Source organism: Mucilaginibacter sp. P5_A6 (assembly GCF_056400585.1).
On the sequence record NZ_JBFUKZ010000002.1, the window covers coordinates 61,895 to 81,536 of the forward strand.

The 19,642-nt window shown below is 43.0% G+C and carries 19 protein-coding genes and 1 pseudogene; 13 read left to right on the plus strand and 7 right to left on the minus strand.

The genetic code is table 11. The features are described 5' to 3' along the window. Position 1: 1 nt before the first annotated feature. The 3 genes from AC1DO4_RS02265 (at position 2) to pfkA (ending at position 3,334) form a co-directional block, all read left to right on the plus strand. Positions 2 to 454 (plus strand): protein-disulfide reductase DsbD domain-containing protein, encoded by a 453-nt coding sequence (locus tag AC1DO4_RS02265; protein WP_477412578.1) that lies wholly within the window; start codon positions 2 to 4, stop codon positions 452 to 454. An 18-nt stretch (positions 455 to 472) separates the two neighbouring features. Continuing rightward, positions 473 to 2,206 carry a protein-disulfide reductase DsbD family protein gene (locus AC1DO4_RS02270; protein ID WP_477412580.1) on the plus strand — a complete coding sequence of 578 codons (1,734 nt, stop codon included), beginning with the start codon at positions 473 to 475 and terminating at the stop codon, positions 2,204 to 2,206. 150 nt (positions 2,207 to 2,356) lie between these two features. After that, complete coding sequence (pfkA, locus tag AC1DO4_RS02275) at positions 2,357 to 3,334, plus strand: 6-phosphofructokinase (RefSeq protein WP_477412582.1); 978 nt, start codon at positions 2,357 to 2,359, stop codon at positions 3,332 to 3,334. A 115-nt stretch (positions 3,335 to 3,449) separates the two neighbouring features. On the opposite strand, the gene AC1DO4_RS02280 is transcribed toward pfkA, so the two are convergent. Next, complete coding sequence (locus tag AC1DO4_RS02280; protein WP_477412584.1) at positions 3,450 to 4,007, minus strand: 5' nucleotidase, NT5C type; 558 nt, start codon at positions 4,005 to 4,007, stop codon at positions 3,450 to 3,452. Between the two features lie 145 nt (positions 4,008 to 4,152). Here AC1DO4_RS02280 and AC1DO4_RS02285 point away from each other — a divergent pair, with 145 nt between their 5' ends. From AC1DO4_RS02285 to AC1DO4_RS02300, 4 genes are all read left to right on the plus strand, one after another. After that, a complete protein-coding gene (locus AC1DO4_RS02285; RefSeq protein WP_477400886.1) occupies positions 4,153 to 4,680 on the plus strand; it encodes a 30S ribosomal protein S16 in 528 nt (175 codons plus the stop codon). A gap of 79 nt (positions 4,681 to 4,759) precedes the next feature. Then, a complete protein-coding gene (gene rimM / locus AC1DO4_RS02290; RefSeq protein WP_477412586.1) occupies positions 4,760 to 5,287 on the plus strand; it encodes a ribosome maturation factor RimM in 528 nt (175 codons plus the stop codon). Between the two features lie 126 nt (positions 5,288 to 5,413). Then, positions 5,414 to 6,769, plus strand: a complete 1,356-nt coding sequence (locus AC1DO4_RS02295; protein WP_477412588.1) for an APC family permease — start codon at positions 5,414 to 5,416, stop codon at positions 6,767 to 6,769. 244 nt (positions 6,770 to 7,013) lie between these two features. Next, complete coding sequence (locus AC1DO4_RS02300; protein WP_477412590.1) at positions 7,014 to 8,666, plus strand: M28 family metallopeptidase; 1,653 nt, start codon at positions 7,014 to 7,016, stop codon at positions 8,664 to 8,666. 199 nt (positions 8,667 to 8,865) lie between these two features. Here the strand turns inward: AC1DO4_RS02300 and AC1DO4_RS02305 are convergent, their stop codons facing one another. Together AC1DO4_RS02305 and gltX are read right to left on the minus strand one after the other, a co-directional pair. Continuing rightward, on the minus strand, positions 8,866 to 9,228 hold the full coding sequence (locus AC1DO4_RS02305) for a TM2 domain-containing protein (RefSeq protein WP_477412592.1): 363 nt from the start codon (positions 9,226 to 9,228) through the stop codon (positions 8,866 to 8,868). Positions 9,229 to 9,582: 354 nt separating this feature from the next. Further along, positions 9,583 to 11,103 (minus strand): glutamate--tRNA ligase, encoded by a 1,521-nt coding sequence (gene gltX / locus AC1DO4_RS02310; RefSeq protein WP_477412594.1) that lies wholly within the window; start codon positions 11,101 to 11,103, stop codon positions 9,583 to 9,585. A 173-nt stretch (positions 11,104 to 11,276) separates the two neighbouring features. On the opposite strand from gltX, the gene AC1DO4_RS02315 reads away from it, so the two are divergent. Beyond that, entirely contained in the window at positions 11,277 to 12,488 is a 1,212-nt protein-coding gene (locus AC1DO4_RS02315) for a sensor histidine kinase (protein ID WP_477412596.1), read from the plus strand. Further along, a complete protein-coding gene (locus AC1DO4_RS02320; RefSeq protein WP_477412599.1) occupies positions 12,466 to 12,981 on the plus strand; it encodes a DinB family protein in 516 nt (171 codons plus the stop codon). The genes AC1DO4_RS02315 and AC1DO4_RS02320 overlap by 23 nt, the downstream gene beginning before the upstream one ends. Positions 12,982 to 13,086: 105 nt before the next feature. Here the strand turns inward: AC1DO4_RS02320 and AC1DO4_RS02325 are convergent, their stop codons facing one another. The 3 genes from AC1DO4_RS02325 to dusB form a co-directional block, all read right to left on the minus strand. Further along, positions 13,087 to 13,461, minus strand: coding sequence for a DUF6249 domain-containing protein (locus AC1DO4_RS02325; protein WP_477412601.1), 375 nt, complete (start codon positions 13,459 to 13,461; stop codon positions 13,087 to 13,089). A gap of 272 nt (positions 13,462 to 13,733) precedes the next feature. Then, complete coding sequence (gene apaG / locus AC1DO4_RS02330; protein WP_477400872.1) at positions 13,734 to 14,120, minus strand: Co2+/Mg2+ efflux protein ApaG; 387 nt, start codon at positions 14,118 to 14,120, stop codon at positions 13,734 to 13,736. Positions 14,121 to 14,167: 47 nt separating this feature from the next. Beyond that, complete coding sequence (dusB, locus tag AC1DO4_RS02335; RefSeq protein ID WP_477412603.1) at positions 14,168 to 15,160, minus strand: tRNA dihydrouridine synthase DusB; 993 nt, start codon at positions 15,158 to 15,160, stop codon at positions 14,168 to 14,170. Positions 15,161 to 15,200: 40 nt separating this feature from the next. Between dusB and AC1DO4_RS02340 the strand changes: the two genes are divergently transcribed. The 4 genes and pseudogenes from AC1DO4_RS02340 to AC1DO4_RS02355 all read left to right on the plus strand — a co-directional run. Beyond that, the gene (locus AC1DO4_RS02340; protein ID WP_477412605.1) at positions 15,201 to 16,148 is read left to right on the plus strand and encodes a lysostaphin resistance A-like protein; all 948 of its coding nucleotides are present in this window, start codon (positions 15,201 to 15,203) and stop codon (positions 16,146 to 16,148) included. Continuing rightward, positions 16,148 to 16,360, plus strand: coding sequence for a putative signal transducing protein (locus tag AC1DO4_RS02345; protein WP_477412607.1), 213 nt, complete (start codon positions 16,148 to 16,150; stop codon positions 16,358 to 16,360). The genes AC1DO4_RS02340 and AC1DO4_RS02345 overlap by 1 nt, the downstream gene beginning before the upstream one ends. Next, on the plus strand, positions 16,357 to 17,160 hold the full coding sequence (locus tag AC1DO4_RS02350; RefSeq protein ID WP_477412609.1) for a phosphatidate cytidylyltransferase: 804 nt from the start codon (positions 16,357 to 16,359) through the stop codon (positions 17,158 to 17,160). The genes AC1DO4_RS02345 and AC1DO4_RS02350 overlap by 4 nt, the downstream gene beginning before the upstream one ends. Before the next feature lie 23 nt (positions 17,161 to 17,183). Then, positions 17,184 to 17,837, plus strand: a pseudogene (locus AC1DO4_RS02355) (phosphatidylserine decarboxylase family protein); the annotation flags it as partial. Positions 17,838 to 18,296: 459 nt separating this feature from the next. Here AC1DO4_RS02355 and serS read toward each other — a convergent pair. After that, a complete protein-coding gene (serS, locus tag AC1DO4_RS02360; protein ID WP_477412611.1) occupies positions 18,297 to 19,568 on the minus strand; it encodes a serine--tRNA ligase in 1,272 nt (423 codons plus the stop codon). Positions 19,569 to 19,642 lie beyond the last annotated feature (74 nt).

The window sequence follows — 19,642 nt, forward strand, 5'->3', positions numbered from 1 at the left end:
AATGAAAAAATTGTTGTTGATGATGGTGGCGCTTGTGATTTGCGCCGGGGCTTATGCACAAATAGAAACACCGGTAAGGTGGTCATACGCGGCAAAAAAGCTGAATAGTAAAGAAGCTGTTGTTTTTTTAAAAGCAACCATCCAACCCGGTTGGCATATCTATTCGCTTAATGTTGGTGATGGCGGCCCTATAAAAACATCTTTTGAGTTTGCGCCATCAAAACTTTACGCAACAAGCGGTAAAACTACCGAACCAACTCCAATATCTAAATTCGAGAAAGCATTCAGCATGAATGTTACTTATTTTGAAAAGGAAGTTGTTTTTCAGCAAAAAATCGCCCTTAAATCATCTACAGCAACCAATGTAACAGGCAAGCTAACTTACATGACCTGTAACGATAAAAAATGCCTGCCGCCAGAAGATGTTGACTTTACCATTCCATTAGGCAAATAAACATTCCCTGGTATATCCATGAAAATATTTAGCAAGATCAATTGGTTGCCTACATCTATTGCTGTGGTAACCTTACTCATCATATTTGGCATAAACGCGCCAAAGCCGGTTTATGCAGCGCAAAAAGGGGGCAAGGATACAACTATATCAACCGGCGATATCCAATTTACCGATATACCAACCGCAGCCGATAGTATAGCCATCAGGAAAAAAGCTGCCGACTCTGCTGCTAAGGCTGCGGCTGCCAAAACCGTTGTTAAGCATGACGCGCCCAAACCCGCGAAAGCCAAAACGCTTTGGCAGATATTTATAGAAGGCCTCATCGGTGGTTTTACTGCTGTTATTTTGCCTTGTATTTATCCATTGTTGCCATTAACTGTAAGCTTTTTTACCAAAAAAAGCGGCAGCCGGAGCAAGGCTGTTATGCAATCGCTTATTTACGGTATCTCCATCATTATTATATATGTAACACTGGGCTTGCTGATCTCTATCATATTTGGTTCAAGCGCATTAAATGAGCTTGCCACCAATGGTATATTTAATATTTTCTTTTTCCTGCTGCTCATCGTATTCGGGGTCTCGTTCCTGGGTGCATTTGAGATTACGCTGCCAAGCTCATTAGCCAACAAGCTGGATAAAAATGCCGATAAAGGCGGCCTTGTCGGCATTTTCTTTATGGCATCAACCCTGGTAGTGGTTTCATTTTCGTGCACCGGCCCCATCATAGGCACTTTATTGGTTGATGCCGCGTCAAAAGGCGATAGGCTTGGGCCGGCAATGGGTATGTTTGGCTTTTCCCTGGCCTTAGCCCTTCCATTTACTATTTTTGCCCTGTTCCCATCAGCCTTAAAGAGCTTACCAAAATCGGGGGGGTGGCTAAATAGCGTGAAGGTAGTTTTGGGTTTTCTGGAACTTGCTTTTGCATTAAAATTTTTATCGAACGTTGACCTGGCTTATCATTGGCATTGGCTTGACAGGGAAGTGTTTTTATCCCTTTGGATAGCCATTGGTTTAATGGTTGGGCTTTACCTGCTGGGCAAAATTAAATTTTCGCATGATAGTGATGCACCATATCTCTCAATCCCAAGGGTATTTTTATCAATAATTGTATTTGCATTCGTTGTTTATATGATTCCGGGTTTATGGGGCGCTCCGCTCAAATCTATCGGCGCCTTTTTACCACCAATAGGCACACAAGACTTTGATCTTTCGCCGATACCGGGGGGCGCTGCTGCCACAACAGCAAAACAAGATGGCAAAGAGCGAAAATACGCGGCAAATTATTCGGCCCTTGCAATAAAAGGCCTGGCGCCCTGGTATGATTACGACCAGGCTTTGCAAGCTTCAAAAGAGCTGCAGAAACCAATATTGATTGATTTTACGGGTTTTGCCTGCGTTAATTGCCGCAATATGGAAGCCAACGTATGGTCGGACCCGGTGGTATTTAAAAAGCTACAGAACGAGTTTATCCTTTTACAACTTGTGGTAGATGATAAAGCGGCCTTAGATATTAAAGATCAGTATACATCAACTTACAGTTTTAAAAAGATAACTAACATTGGCGACAAGTGGAGCGAATTGGAAGCAAGCCGGTTCAACTCAAATTCGCAGCCGTTATATGTAATGCTTGATAGCGATGGCAAGGAAATGACCGATAAAAACGGAACAGTTTTGCCACATTATAATGCCGACTACCATATTGATCGTTACATAAATTTTTTAGATAGCGGCATTGCTGCATACAAAAAGTAACATCGTTTAAAAATTAAGTGTAAATTCGCGGCAACTTTTAAAAGTTTGCCGCGTTTTTTATTTGATGGGGCTGGCTGCTTTAAAAATACTTAATTTTTTTATTATTCAATTTTTTAAGGTAGGGTTAAGCCAACCTTATCAGGATAAAAAATGACGCAGATTAAAACTATCGGACTTTTTACTTCAGGTGGAGACTCGCCGGGAATGAACGCAGCTATAAGGGCAGTTGTACGTACGGCTATATACTATGGTATTGATGTTACAGGCATCCGTCGTGGTTATGAAGGAATGACCAAAGGTGACTTTTTACCGATGAACCGTAAATCGGTATCAAACATTATACAACGCGGCGGTACTATTTTAAAAACCGCCCGCTGTGATAATTTCAGAACGGCTGAAGGCCGTAAACAGGCGTACGAGCAGCTAAAAAAACATAATATTGATGCCCTTATTGGTATTGGCGGCGATGGTACATTTACCGGCGCCAAGGTATTTGGAGCCGAATACGACATCCCTATTATTGGCCTGCCCGGCACTATAGATAACGATTTAATGGGTACCGATTTTACTATCGGCTATGATACAGCTATTAATACGGTTGTTGAGGCTGTGGATAAGATCCGCGACACTGCAGAATCGCACGACAGGTTGTTTATTGTTGAGGTGATGGGTCGCGACTCCGGGCTTATAGCTTTGCGTACAGGTATTGCAGCCGGTGCCGAAGCCATTTTGATACCCGAAAGCAAGGGCGGCATGGAAGGCCTATTTAACCGCCTTGAAAATGGCCGCAAAGACAAAACCTCAAGAATTGTAATAGTTGCCGAAGGCGAAGAAGCCGGCGGTGCATTTGAAGTTGGCCGCCTGGTACAGGAAAGATTCCCTAATTATGATACCCGCATCTCGATACTGGGCCATATACAGCGCGGTGGTGCACCAAGCTGTATGGATAGGGTGCTGGCAAGCCGCGTTGGCGCTGCTGCCGTTGAAGCGTTAAGAGATGGCCACCGTAACGAAATGATAGGCATCATTCACAACGAAATAGCCTATACACCTTTCGAACACGCCATTAAACACCATGTCGAGATCAATCCCAACCTGTTAAAGCTTGTAGAGATCTTATCGATGTAATTAGCGCAATCTTTACAATATCAGACTTACGAAGTTTTAAAAACCTCGTAAGTCTCTAATAGTTACTCCATTTCCCCTTCAGATGACGTGCCCCGTTTCATAGTAGACAACACTTTTACAGGCTATTGAACTGTGTGTTTAATAGCTTTTCCGCTACTTCCTGCCAGTTATCAACCCTTTCATAACCATCTATCAATAAGTTATGCGGTGAGGTAAACAGCAGTTTACGGCCTTTAAAAGTCACAAAGTTTTTTATCCGGTCGTCAATCATAATATCCACATCCAGTATTTTGTGGCCGCAAAAGATGATATTAGTCCAGGATATAAAAGGGAAATGCTCCTCCAGCCACTCCTGCTTATCCTCCAGCGAGTATTTAAATTCCATGGCTGCCGAGGCTATATATACATCGTATTTTTCCATAAGGGCCTTTACTACTTCCTGGCTCCCCGGCATCACTTTCAGATCACGGAAAAAGCCTCTCTCGTTAACGTATTCCCTTACAGAACTAACCAGGTGCGGGGGCAGGGTTTCGCCAAATTCCTTGCCGTGCATATCGGCCAGTAATACTTCTGTTTCATGACGGTCTTTATATACTTCGATAAATTTATCAATGGTATCCGCCAATACCTCATCCATGTCAATAGCAATGCGTAGTTTTCTGTTGATGCTCATGGTGGCTCAAATTGCAATTTTTTTTATTGAAATGGCAACCAATAAATAATTAATTGCAAGGCTTTTAAATTGTTAAGAATAATTAATACCTTTGCATCCCCGCAGAAAGAACTCCGGGGACATGTTGAATACATAAAATAAAGAAATGGCAACTAAGATCAGACTGCAAAGACACGGTAAAAAAGGAAAGCCTTTTTACTACATCGTAGTAGCAGATGCCCGCGCTCCACGCGACGGTCGTTTTATTGAGCGTTTAGGTTCATACAACCCAAACACCAATCCTGCAACTATCGACATTAATTTCGACAAAACTTTAGAGTGGGTTAACACAGGTGCCCAGCCTACCGATACTTGTCGTGCTATCCTTTCATACAAAGGTGTGCTGTACAAAAAACACTTAGAAGGTGGTGTTAAAAAAGGTGCTTTAACTGAAGAACAAGCCGCAGCAAAATTTGCTGAGTGGACTGATTTGAAAGAAGGAAAGATCACTGGCAAAAAAACCAGCCTTGTATCTGCAAAAGACGAAGCACGTAAAGCTGCTTTGGCTGCTGAGGCTAAAAAGAAGGAAGAAAAAGCTGCTGCAATTGCTGCTAAAAACGCTCCTGTTGCCGAAGAAGTTGAAGCTACAGCTGACGAAGAAGCTCCGGCTGCTGATGCTGAAAGCGCAGAATAATTTTTTGATTAAAATTTACATAATGGCGAAGCAACCTCACAATAGGTTCTTCGCCATTATTGTTTAATAACGATTTTTTATGAAGACCGAAGATTGTTTCAGGGTTGGCAGTATCTTAAAAACCAAGGGCTTAAAAGGCGAAATGCAAATCTATGTAGATTTCGATGGCCTTGATGCTCTTAAATTCGACGCCGTTTTTATTGACATGGCTGGCAAAATGATCCCTTATTTTGTGCAATCCATTAAATACCTGCAAAAAAGCAATGCCTATTTGTTTTTGGAGGATGTGGATACCATTGAAAAGGCTGCCCTGATGGTAAAAAGAGACATATACCTGCCCAACAAACTAAAACCTAAAAAGAAAAAAGCTGAATTCACCCTGAATGATGTGGAAGGCTTTATCGCTATTGATGAAACGCATGGTGAGCTGGGCGAGATAACCCAGGTACAGGAATACCCACAACAGCTAATTGCTACTGTTCAATACAAAAACAAAGAAGTACTGTTCCCGCTTAATTTGGAAATCATTAAAGGAATTGATATTGAAGCCGGCGAGATCTATATTGATTTGCCGGAGGGTTTACTGGATGTTTATTTACAAGATTGAGGATAAAGGCATATTTTAAGATAATCAGAGCTAAGTGCCGTTAGATTACGGATTTGTGAGCAGCACATTTTAAATAAAGCACGCAAAACTTCGACAATTAGTACTTAAATTATATTTTTATACCTTATGCCATCACCCGCTGCATTAAGAAAGATAAGGCCCGTACAGCTTGTTGCTGTTATTTTCTTCACTGTATCCGGCGGCCCTTATGGTTTAGAACCGCTTTTGAGCTATGCCGGCGACCACGCCGCACTGGTAATACTCCTGCTTACTCCACTTTTATGGGATGTACCGGCCATATTTACCGTGTTGGAGCTTAACAGCATGATGCCGGTAACAGGCGGTTATTATAAATGGGTAAAATATGCATTGGGCACTCGCTGGGGATTTTACGAAGGCTGGTGGACCTGGCTTTATACCTTTGTAGACCTGGCTATATACCCCGTACTTTTTGTACAATATGCCTCCTTTTTTTACCCGGTTTTACTGCAGTGCCAGGTGCCGGTTTGCCTGCTTATCATCTGGGCATCTGCAGGGTTAAATATATTAGGTATAGTACCGGTTGGAAAAGTAAGCCTGTTTTTAAGCGCCGTTGTTTTAGCCCCGGTGTTAATTTTAATTGTTTTGGCAATCCACCACCATCCCGGGCCATTAACAATTCCTGCACCATCATTAAAGGGCCTCACATTCCCATCTTTCGGTATGGCCTTGTACACCGTAATGTGGAACTGCCTGGGGTGGGATAACATTACCACCTATGCCGAGGAAGTTGAAAAACCGGTGCGATCCTACCTGGTATCTATGTTTATCGCCTTTGCCCTGGTAATAGTTGTTTACTTTTTTATCACCTGGATAGCACAGCAATCGGGCATTAACCATGATACCTTAACAAACAATGGTTTCCCGGCCTTGGGCGTGCTCATTGCCGGAAATTGGCTGGGGGTAGTAATTGCAATAGGCGGAATGGCCAGCACATTGGGAATATATGCGGCTGTGTTATTGTCGGTATCCCGTGTGCCCCAGGTAATGGCCGGAGACAATTTATTACCCTCCGGCCTTAACAAACTGCACAAAAGGTTTAAAACACCATATATATCTATCATTATTTGCTCATTGGTGGTAAGCTTCATGATCCTTTGGACCTTTGCCGATCTGCTAATCATCGATGTTACCGTTTATGGAGCCGGTTTATCATTAGAGTACATCGCTTTGGTACAGCTACGGATAAAAGAGCCGGATAAAAAAAGGCCCTTCCGGATTCCCTTAAACATAACCGGCCTCTGCCTTGTTCTTTTATTGCCGTTTATAGTGTATGGCGTTGCATTGGGTGGCGCACTTTCTTCAACACCAAAGGCGCTTACAGCCGCGGGCTTTGCCATAACCGCCTTATTAAGTGCAGAGGTGGCATGGCGTATAATTTTACTTAGCAGGCCACATTTGAAAAACAGTTTCCCACGACCGCATTCATCGGAAAAAAAATAACAGGCTGTCTGCTACCTTGCTTCATCAAGAATATGCATTGTAAAAATTCGGTTATGTTGCATACGCGTGGTTTTACAATTGCCTTCCCCCGCAAATAAACCGCTACCTTTAGGTGGACCAATCATATTTTCATGCAAAAATGTTTATTCAATTGTGTTAAATAGCCAAAAAGTACAGCATTAAGCCATAATCCACCCGTTGCAATATAAATTTCAATTTATTTACATTTGAAAAAAACATCCATATGAATATTAAACATAATTGTTTTTTGCTGTTAACAGGCGTTGCTTTATTTGCAGGTTGCAGCCCACATAACAAAACTCAGGAAACAGAAAAAGCGATAACACCCGATGAAATTAAAGCGCAGATTGCCGTATTGGCTGCCGATTCATTAATGGGCCGCAAGCCATTTACCGAAGGTGAAAATAAAGCAATAGCCTATATCTCATCGGAGTTTAAAAAAGCAGGTTTAGCGCCAGGCAATAATGGTAGCTATTTCCAGGATGTGCCTATGGTAGAGATCACAAGTACACTGTCGGAAACGATGGAAATTGGCGGCGGTAAAACCCCGATGCCCCTGCATGCCGGGGCTGATTTTGTAACCTCCACCCGCCAGGAAGTAAGTGGAGTCGAACTAAAAAAGTCACCGTTGATATTCGCCGGTTATGGCGTTGTCGCGCCTGAATATGGCTGGAATGATTATGCCGGGCTGGATGTAAAAGGTAAAACCGTAATTGTACTGGTTAACGATCCGGGGTTTAAATCGGGCCGTTCGGATTTTTTCAAAGGCGATACCATGACCTATTATGGCCGCTGGACCTATAAGTATGAGGAAGCCGCACGCCAGGGTGCAGCCGGAGTAATTATTGTACATCAAACAGAACCGGCCAGCTATGGTTGGAAGGTGGTGCAAAACAGTTTTGCCGGTGCCAAGCTTTACCTGCAGCAAAAAGACAAACATATGTCGCGCTGCAAGGTGGAAGGCTGGATAACCGAAGATGCCGCCAAAAAACTATTAGCCGATGTCGGCATAACCGGCGACATCCGCGCCGTTGCCCGCAAAAAAGGGTTTAAGGCCATCCCGCTAAACAGGGATATCTCTTTAACTATTAGCAATAAATTAAAATACTCCACATCGCGTAATGTTATAGGTACTATTAAAGGCAACACACGGCCAGATGAGTATGTATTATATACAGCCCACTGGGACCACCTTGGTATCGGCAAGCCAGATGCCAAGGGCGATAGCATTTACAATGGCGCGGTTGATAATGCCAGCGGGGTTGCTGCACTTATTGGCGTAGCTGAAGCCTTTAAAAATGCTAAGGCGAAACCTCAGCGTTCTATAGTTTTCCTTGCGGTTACCGCAGAAGAGCAAGGCTTATTGGGTTCAGAATATTATGCTACCCACCCGGTTTACCCGCTCAATAAAACTGTTGCCGACCTGAATATGGATGCTCTTGGCAGCTATGGCGAAACCAAAGACATTGCCATTACCGGCAAGGGCCAAAACGACCTGGAAGATTATGTGGCCGATTTTGCCAAACAGGATGGCCTAACCATAGTGGGCGACCGTACACCGGGCTCTGGAAGTTATTACCGCTCAGACCATTTTAACTTTGCAAAACTTGGTGTGCCTGCATTGGATATCAATAACGGCAGCATCAGCAAAACCCAGGGAGCAACTTATGGGGCAGATAAACAAAAGGAATATGTTGACCTGCGTTATCACCAGGCAGCCGATAACTACAGCAGCGATATGGATGCTGCGGGCATGTCCCAGGTAGCCGATATTCTTTTTAGGGTGGGCACAAAACTAAGTAACGAAACCTCCTTCCCCGGCTGGAAACCAGGATCGGAGTTTAAGGCGGTTAGGGATAAGGCGATGGGGAAATAGAGAATAAGATGCACGAGTCAAGACAAAAAAACCTGTAAATCTGAGCTTGTCGAAGACTCATGTTGAGAGACCTTACCCACCATGATTCGACAGGCTCACTATGACAGCCAATTTTTATAAAACTAAAAAATCCACCCCGTAACAGAAGGTGGATTTTTTTGATGTATATATAGTGAAACTAATGCCCCGAGGGACAAACTTAGTTGCTCATTTTTGCGATGTTGAAGCTTTCGAAAGCCATTTTTTGGTTGTATTCGTTGGCCATGCTCTTATAATTGATCAGGTCGACAATGGTACCGATAAAGCAAAAGCCGGCTGTGAAAAAGTATAGCAAGCCCATACCAATTTGGTCTGTAAGGAAACGCTGAACGCCGGATGCTCCTACAAAACCTAATAAGGTAGCCAGCATCAGATCCTGCGGGTTTCTGCGTTTTCCGTAGTAAACGCTCATAAAATATCTTTGCTGATTTTCATTCAGGGATGCTGTAGCTTGTTGTAAAAAGGCATATTCTTCGGGAGTCATTCCGTCGAACATCATATATGGGTTTTGGTAAGTGTCCATTTTCTTAAAGGTTAAGTTTGTGTTTGTTTTATGATATAAAGGTATATCGACACAAGATAAACACCTATACATTATAGGTTAGCAGGGGCAACAAGTCGGTGAAATAGTGGGTTTCAGCGGTGAATTTTCCGGGAGGAAGAAGCTACCGGCTCAGTAATCATTATCATCGGCAGGTCCGGGGCAATTAGCCAAAAGAGTCTAAAAAATTATATGCTTCGGAAGGACGAGGCTCGGGAAGGAACATTGGAACTGCGCCAAACAGATTAAATAAGCGCCTTATCTCATTATTTCATTGAATAATAAGACAAGGCGGTTATTCCTAGGCGTTTACAAAATCAAGGATGGCAATTTGTATTAAGAAGTAAAAGCAGTTGCTGCCTTTCCAACCCTGCTAATAGTTTCCTCTTTGCCCAACAAAGCGGCTATATCAAACACATGCGGACCAAACTTGCCACCAACCAGCATAATGCGGAAAGGCAGCATCACATCACCTACCTTTAGCGCCTTTTCTTCAGCAAGGGCTTTAAATATAGTTTCCAGATCATGGGCTTCGATATCGCCATCGGCGCTTAACAGGTCCGTTAACGCTGCAAAGAAATCCGTTTTAGCATCTGTCCATTTTGGTTTTACAGCATTTAGGTCATATTCCTTAGGCTGCTCAAAAAAGTAGCCTGTCTGCTGGTAAAAATCCGGCAGTACCACACAGCGGTCTTTTATCAGGTTGATAACCGTTTCCAGTTTTTTATCATCGGTAACAACAATCCCTTTATCTGCCAGAATCTTGCTAACTGCCAGCTTTAAACTGCCAACGTCCGAGCGTTTTATCCACTCGGCATTAAACCACTTTGCTTTTTCGAAATCGAATTTCGCACCGGCCTTGCTAACCCGATCTATCGAGAATTTTTCTATCAGTTCGTCAAGAGTAAATATTTCCTGGTCGGTACCATCATTCCAGCCCAGGGTCGCCAGTAAATTTAAAAATGCTTCCGGCAAGAAGCCCAACTCGCGGAAACCAGGGGTAAGCTCTCCTGTTTTGGCATCAAACCAACTCATGGCATATACCGGGAAACCCAGGCGTGCGCCATCGCGCTTGCTTAGCTTGCCATGCCCATCTGGTTTTAATATCAGCGGTAAATGTGCCCATTGCGGCATATCGGCCTTCCAGCCCAGGTATTCCCAAAGGAGCAGGTGAACCGGCGCAGATGGCAGCCATTCTTCTCCCCGGAAAGCATGTGAAATTTTCATCAGGTAATCATCAACCACAACTGCCAAATGATACGTTGGCATTCCGTCGGCTTTTAGTAAAACCTTATCGTCAACCTGGTTAGTTTCAAAACTTACATGCCCGCGTATCATATCATTAAAGCTTACTGTTTCATCAGCAGGCATTTTTATGCGAATTACATGGGGCGTATGAGCATCCAACAAAGCATCAACCTCGTGTTGCGGCAATGAAATAGAATTACGCAATGTTTCGCGGTAAACCTGCCCGTATTGAAAGTTAGGGATCTCTTTACGGTTCTTATCCAGTTCCTCGGCAGTGTCAAATGCATAATAAGCATGTCCCTGCATTACCAGGCGTTCGGCATACTCACGGTAAATAGCCTTACGTTCGCTTTGGCGATAGGGCGCAAATGGGCCGCCGGCAACCGGGCCTTCGTCCGGGTGTAAGCCACACCATTTAAGGCAATCTAAAATATATTGTTCGGCGCCCTCCACATAGCGTGTTTGGTCGGTATCCTCAATTCTCAAAACAAAATCGCCGTGGTGTTTTTTGGCGAATAAATAGTTAAACAACACGGTGCGTACCCCTCCCAGGTGCAAGCCACCTGTCGGGCTCGGTGCAAAACGAACTCTTACTTTTTTATCGGTCATGATGGCGCAAAGATAAGTTTATTTTAGATGTGCAGATTTCAAATTACAGATGTGCAGATAATTTGAAAATGATAATTTCAGTTTTATTATTTTCAAAATTCGCACCTATGAAATCCGCATCTATGAAATCTCCACATTTAAATAAAAATCACGTTATTTGAGCCTTGGCCAGCATGAACCCATATCAGCGAAAAAAACGGTGGAAGTATTTACTGCTCGCGTTTGCGATTGTAATAGCCAGCGGATCTTTAATTTATACCAGATACCTGGTTAAAAACATTGCCCGGTCTGAACGCACGCGGGCACAGGTTTGGGCTATGAGCATGAGGCAGATCCTAAACTCCGACGATAACGACTTTTTGCAATATACCATAGCCGTGCGCGATAGCTTAATTGTACCGGCCATTGTTACTGATGGCAAAGGCGATATTCGCTTATCGCGCGGATTGGATACTACAAAAACCTTTATTGACCTTCCATCCGCGGATAATAAGAAAAAATACGATCCGGAGTATTTTAAGGAAGAGTTGGAGTACATGAAAAAACAGCATGAACCAATTAGAACCCAGATTTTAGGAGAGGAGACCCTGGTTTATTATAAAGATTCGCCCCTTTTGCAGCAACTTCGCCTTTTTCCATACATCCAGTTAACGGTAATCGCTATATTTTTGCTGATGGCTTATACTGCCTTCAGCTCCGCCCGCAAATCTGAGCAGGACCAGGTTTGGGTTGGTTTGGCCAAAGAAACCGCGCACCAGCTGGGCACGCCAATATCATCGCTAATGGCATGGATAGAACTGATGAAAGAAAAATTCAACGCCGAAGATGATGTACTGGTGGCCGAAATGGAAAACGACGTAAAACGGCTGGAAATTGTGGCTGATCGTTTCTCAAAAATCGGATCAAAACCAGTATTGGAAGAGCACGGCGTTTATGAAGTAGTAAAAGATTTTGTTGATTACTTTAGGGTGCGCGTAAGTAAAAATATAAGTTTTGAAATGAGTGGAAACCCTCACCTTAACGCGGGCCTTAATGTTCCGTTGTTTGATTGGGTAATAGAAAACCTGCTTAAAAACGCCGTTAATGCCATCGACGGTAAAGGCAGTATAAAGGTTGAGATTACTGGTAATAAAATAAAAAACCAGGTATATATTGATGTAACCGATACGGGTAAAGGCATCCCGCGTTCTAAATTCGATACCGTTTTTCAGCCGGGATACACCACGCGCAAACGCGGGTGGGGCTTAGGTTTATCCTTAACCAAACGGATGATAGAGAACTACCACAACGGGCAGATATTTGTAAAAGATTCGGAAGTGGGCAAGGGAACAACTTTTAGAATAGTATTAAAAAACACACGCAATGATAAGCAAACCCAATCCTGATGAATATTCGCCATTTGCGGCAGGCTATGTTGGCCTTGTACCCAATGAAAATGTAATTGACTTATTGGAGCAACTAATGGCATCAAGTTATCAACTGTTTAGCAACATTACTCCCGAACAGGCAAATTTTGCCTATGCACCCGGCAAGTGGACCGTTAAACAGGCCCTCGGCCATATGATAGATACCGAGAGAACCTTTGCCTACCGGGCCATGGTATTTTCGCGTAACCATATTGAGCTGCCTGGGTTTGACCAGGATGTTTATGTTGCCAATACTGATGTAAGCGGAATTAGCATTAAGGATCTGGCCGGGGAATTTAAAGCCACCCGCTTATCAAACATATACATGATCAAAGGCTTTAGCAATGATCAGCTATTACGCGATGGCATTGCAAGCAATAGCCGGTTTACGGTAAGGGCATTTGTTTACATGCTGGCCGGGCACGAACTCCACCATTTGAATATTTTTAGGGAGCGGTATAACATTGGGTAGAGTTTCCAAAAACCATCATGCCGAAACTGATTTCGGCATAAGTTCCGGTAAAATAAAACGCCCTCATTAATTAATGAAGGCGTTTTATTTTAACTGCGATCGCTCTTACTTCTGCATGCTCACTTCTTCCCTATCCAATACTTCCTTTTTCTCGATCTTATATGACAGGAACAAGCCAGCACCACCAAAGATGGCTATAAGCGATAAGTAAAGGAAGAATACATCGTCGTCCATGTTTTGAAATACCGAATGATCCAATATAAACGCAAGGAACAACCCAATACCCGAACCAATAAGCAGCAGTCCCCATTTTAAGTTTTGATAAGGCGCTGATTGTGGCTTGTAACTGCGTGGGTCCATACCCCTTTCAATCATTGCCATTCTTTCGCGTTTATATAAATAAACAACGGCAAAGATCATGGCGAAAAAGCCTAATGATATAACGATGCCTGCTAATATTCCTAAATTCCCGGTGTCCATTTTATTTTAATTTTAATAAGTTAATAAATTTCGTTTTTTAACCACCATAACTGGTGTATTTGTAAGTTATGACAACATGGATTTGAAGCAGGTTACAGGCCCGCATAAAAATAATTGAAAAAACGTGTTCGGTTTTGTAAATGAATGGTAGTAGCTTGTCCTGAACTACCTGCCCCTCCGGCCATCCAAAATTCTGACAAAAAAAAGCCCGGACAATTTCTCATCCGGGCTTTCTATATATTTTTATTCCTTCCCCTTGAATGGGCCAGGGTTTAATTCATCCTATAAGGTGCAATCAAATAAAATTCGGGGATCTGTACATTAAAGCTTGCATTATCAAGCAGTCGTATCATCTGGTATTCACCTTTCATGCTGCCCATATCGGTTTTAAGGTTACAGCCAGATACATATTCGTGCGCATGTCCTGGTTCTATAACTGGTTGCTGACCAACCACGCCTTCACCTTCAACTTCGCGCTTGGCTCCGTTTGAATCAAAAATATACCAATGGCGACCAATTAATTGTATAGCGTAGTTGCTCATGTTCTCGATATTCACCTTGTAGGCAAACATAAAATGATCATTAGCCGGATTAGAATATTCGGGTTGGTATATGGTCTCTATAGAAACCTTAACGCCTTCTGTTATAGTGGTAACCATGTGCATCAGTCTCTTATTACTTCAAATATAATGAAAGAGAGCAAATATTACGCCATTTCAATGGCATATTTTTCATCTATTTCGGCAAGTATCTGTTGCACTTCGTCTAAAGTACCTGCAGTGACCAGCCTCATCCGAAACTCTTTAAAGTGATCTACTCCTTTAAAATAGTTAGAATAATGCCTGCGCATTTCAAAAATTCCGGTTTTAGGCCCTTTCCACTCTATGGATTTTTGCAAATGCGTTGAGCACGCTGCAATACGCTCGGTAATGGTTGGCTTTTCTAAGTGCTCCCCGGTTTTAAAAAAATGCTTTATTTCCCTGAATATCCATGGGTAACCAATTGCAGCACGGCCTATCATCATGCCATCAACGTCGAATTCCATTTTCCAATTCGCCGCTTTTTCGGGCGAATCGATGTCTCCGTTGCCGAAAATGGGGATTTTTATCCGCGGGTTTTTTTTAATATCGCGAATCAATGACCAATCTGCAACGCCTTTGTACATCTGTGCGCGGGTGCGGCCATGTATGGTAAGGGCTTTTATACCCACATCCTGCAGACGCTCGGCCACTTCATATACGTTTTTGGTATTATCATCCCAGCCAAGACGCGTTTTCACGGTTACAGGCAGGTGTGTTGCTTCAACAACGGCTTTGGTCATGGCCACCATTTTATCAATATCCTGTAACAAACTGGCACCGGCACCGCGGCAGGCCACCTGTTTTACAGGGCAGCCATAATTGATATCCATCAGATCGGGGCCGGCCAGCGAGGCTATTTCCGTGGCTTCGCGCATGTGGCCGATATCACTGCCAAAGATCTGGATGCCGATGGGGCGCTCATACTCAAATATATCCAGCTTTGCGCGGCTTTTAGCGGCATCGCGGATCAATCCTTCTGATGAGATAAATTCGGTGTACATCATATCCGCACCGTTTTGCTTGCACACATAACGGAATGGCGGATCACTCACGTCTTCCATCGGCGCCAGCAGCAGCGGGAACTCTCCTAAATCAATATTTCCTATTTGTACAGACATGCTTATCTTTAGCGTTGCAAAAATAAGCATTTTACGCCAAATGATAAAAGAACCCATAAAGGACTACATACCACAGACAAACCAGCCAGCCATATTTGTACAGTTTTTAGCTATTGTTGGCATAACCATTGGCTTAGTAATTATTTTTTCATTTATTGCAGCGGGAATTATATTGGCAATATTCGGATTTAAAACCCTTGCAGATACATTCAGCTTCAATACTCAAAACCCGCATGTTGGCACCACATTATGGATATTGCAGATAGTTAGTACCACACTGCCGCTGTTTGTTGCGCCTGTGCTTTTTGCCCGGTTTATCGTATCAGATACATCAACATATTTAAAGCCTACCTTTAGGTTTCTGCCCGTGTTTTTATTGCTGATATTCACTGTCATGCTGTTTTCATCGCCCGTTATGGAGATGCTTAGCAATATCAATCAAAAGCTAACGTTGCCGGCTGCGCTTAAAGAGCTTGAGGATAAAATGCGCGCAATGGAGCTATCGGCACAAAAAGCAACCGAGGCTATGCTAAAAATGAAAACTATCTGGGCCATGCTTTGGGCTGTGCTTGTGGTTGGCCTGTTAACGGCCATTGCCGAAGAGTTTTTATTCAGGGGCGTAATTCAAACCATTTTTATTCAGTGGACCAAAAACAAACATACTGCTATCTGGATAACAGCAATCCTGTTCAGCGCTTTTCACATGGAGTTTTTTACATTTTTACCACGGGTGTTCCTGGGCGCCCTTTTTGGCTATTTTGTTGCCTATAGCGGCAGCATCTGGACGGGTGTTTGGGGTCACTTTTTAAATAATGGCTCGGCCGTGGTTATTACCTACTTATACCAGCGTAAAACCATTACACTGGATCCCGATGATCAACATGTATTTAATTACCCGGTGTATGCTTTTAGCTTAATAATTGTTTTATTTTTGCTTTTTATATACAGGAATATCGCAATGGGCAAAAAACCGGAGTTAAGTAATTGATGGAAAAAAACTGGATCAAAATATTTAGTTCATCCAATTTTTATCAATCAGAGATTGTTAAGCAAGTGCTTACCCGGCACCAAATTGACACTGTTTTATTAAACAAGCAAGACTCTTCGCATCGCGCCTTTGGCGATATTGAAGTTTATATTCACCAGGAGGATTTTAGCAACGCCATTGAGATCATGATCCTCAACCAAATTAATTTATGAGATTACGCGCCATTACCGGCTTCTTTTTTATCATCGTGATGATTGCCTCCAATTTACTGGGGGCGTATGTTTTTAGTGGGTTTTACTTATTGCTTGCATCATTTTGCCTGTTTGAGTTTTATAAACTGGTAAAAGAAGGCGGAATAAAAGCCAGCCGCGAAAGCGGCATCGTCAACGGAGCTTTGCTTTTTGCTTTCTTTGCGGCCAATTGTTATTTCCCTGCGTGGCGTTTTATTTTCTTTTTACCGGTAAGTTTTAGTGCCATTTATATACAGGAGCTTTATAAAAAAACCTCAGCCCCATTCAGTAATATTGCCTTTACTTTTTTAGGGATAATGTTTGCGGTTGTGCCCTTCATGTTTTTTCATGCCCTGGCCTTTATTAATGGTGCTTTTAACTTCCACATTCCACTGGCATTTTTGATCATTTTGTGGAGCAACGATACTGGGGCCTATTTAGTAGGAAGCAAAATGGGTAAAACAAAGCTGTTTGAGCGGCATTCGCCCAAGAAAACATACGAGGGCTTAATTGGCGGTATCATCATCAGCGCTGTAGCGGCACTGATATTGAGTCGTTTTTATGTTGAGCTTACCTGGAAACAGTGGGTAACTATATCTGTCCTTATTTCCTGCTTCGGTACTATGGGCGACCTGGTAGAATCTATGTTCAAACGCAGCATTAATGTAAAGGATAGTGGCGGCATATTACCTGGCCATGGCGGCCTGTTAGATAGGTTCGACGGCTTATTAATGGCTGCACCTATTGTTTATGCATACCTGTACTTCATTTCAAATTTGTAGCTTTGTAATAAATCATCTATAATATGACTTTTCATAAAGAAGGATACACTTCACTGGCACTCACCATACTGTTCATTTTTGTGCTGAATGCGCTGATACAGTTTTATTTCCCACAAGCGCATACGCTAAAATGGATCATCTACATTTTATCTGGATTTTTCTTTTTGGTGATTGTGCAGTTTTTCCGCAGTCCGTTCCTTGATATCAGTACCGATGAAACTACTGTGCTTTGCCCTGCCGATGGAAAAGTAGTAGTAATTGAAGAAACAGAAGAAACAGAATTTTTAAAAGACAAACGGATCCAACTATCGGTATTTATGTCGCCGGTAAATGTGCACGTAAATCGCAACCCGATTGCCGGTGTGGTAAGCTATTTTAAATATCACAAAGGTAAATACCTGGTAGCCTGGCACCCCAAATCATCAACCGAGAACGAACGGACCACCATTTGTGTTCAAAACAGCGAAGGCGTATCGGTATTATTCAGGCAAATTGCAGGCGCTTTGGCCCGCCGTATTGTATGGTATGTAAAAGAGGGTGATGTTGTTGAGCAAGGTCAGCAATTTGGCTTTATCAAATTTGGTTCGAGGGTTGACGTGTTTTTACCGCTAGGCTCCAAAATATTAGTAAACATTGGCGATGTTGTAAAAGGCGGCAGAACCATCCTGGCCGAACTGCCAAGTGCTTTAACGGCAGTAACAGAAAAAACAGCCGCCAAAGTAATGCCTGTTAATGACGCTGAGCCAACCATAATCATCAATGAAAGCCATCAGCAGGAATTACCATTGGTTATTGATCATCCTGAGGTTGAAAAACCAAAGCCGGCGGAAAAAAAGGCCGCCCCGAAAAAGAAGCCTGCTGCTAAGCCTAAGAAGACGGAAGAGTAGTCTTATTAACAATAAGACTACACCCTTTTGTCATCCTGGAACGCTGTGAAGGATCTGTTATTCGCCGTGTTTCTTAGCATTGTAAAGTATGCGAATAGATTCTTTACAATGCTGAATGACAAATCTTTCAAACGTCACTACTTTAGCCCCTCCCGGATTTTACAACAAATACATATATATAAAGAGAAAGGCCACGGATTTCCGCGGCCTTTCTCTTTTCCCTAATTCACCTTTCGGTAAGTTAGGCGGTTAATCAATCCATTCAAACTTAGTATATGGTACCAGCACCTCGGGCACTTTAATACCTTTTTCGGTTTGGTTGTTCTCAAGTAATGTAGCCACAATACGGGGCAAAGCCAGTGCGCTGCCATTAAGTGTATGCGCCAATTGTGTTTTACCTTCTGCATTGCGGAAACGGAGTTTAAGGCGATTGCTCTGGAACGTCTCGAAATTAGATACAGAAGAAACTTCCAGCCAGCGTTGTTGCGCGGCACTCCAGGTTTCCATATCATAAGTTAAGGCCGAGCCAAAGCCCATATCGCCTCCGCAAAGGCGAAGCACACGGTAAGGCAAGCCCAGTTTTTGCAATAAGCCTTGTACATGGGCGCTCATTAGCTCCAGCGTTTCGTATGACTTATCGGGGTGTACAACCTGTACAATTTCTACCTTATCAAACTGGTGCAGGCGGTTAAGCCCACGTACGTGCGCACCGTATGAACCGGCTTCACGGCGGAAACAAGGCGTGTGCCCACAATTTTTAACCGGTAATTCATCTGCCTTTAATATTACATCGCGGTATAAGTTGGTAATTGGCACCTCTGCAGTGGGGATCAGGTATAATTCATCTTCGTTTACAAAATACATCTGCCCCTCTTTATCAGGAAGTTGCCCGGTGCCAAAACCAGAATCCTTATTAACCATCAGCGGTACGCTAACTTCGCTGTAGCCCGCTTTTTCGGCTTCGTCAATAAAATAATTAATCAAAGCGCGTTGCAATTTGGCTCCTTTATTTTTATATACCGGAAAACCGGCGCCGGTTATTTTAACACCCAGTTCAAAATCTATCAGACTGTATTTTGCAGCCAGCTCCCAATGAGGCAATGCATTTTGGGGTAATTGAGGCACTGTTCCGTTCTCTAAAACCACCTCGTTTTCCTCCGGGGTTAACCCTTTTGGTACCGAGCTGTGTGGCAGGTTGGGCAGCAAAACCAGTTTTTGGTATAGTTCGTCTTCGGTAACCGCTAACTGATCGCCAAACTTTTTTATATCTTCTTTCCAGGCGCCTGTTTTTGATTTTATTTCCTCGGCTTCGGCTTTTTTTCCGGCGCGCATCAACTCGCCAATTTGTTTTGCAGCTGCATTGGCCTCGGCCGAAACGTTGTCCATACTGGTTTGAGTTGAACGACGTTTATCATCTAACCCTATTATCTCATCAACCAGTTCGGGCTGTTTAAAATTTTTTACAGCCAAACGTTCTAAAACCTGTTCCCTGTTATCACGGATATAACTAACTTGCAGCATTATTTTATTTTTTGACAAAGATATAATTTGTTTTAGTTAATAGTCCATGGTCCATAGTCGATGGCTCCTGGAAT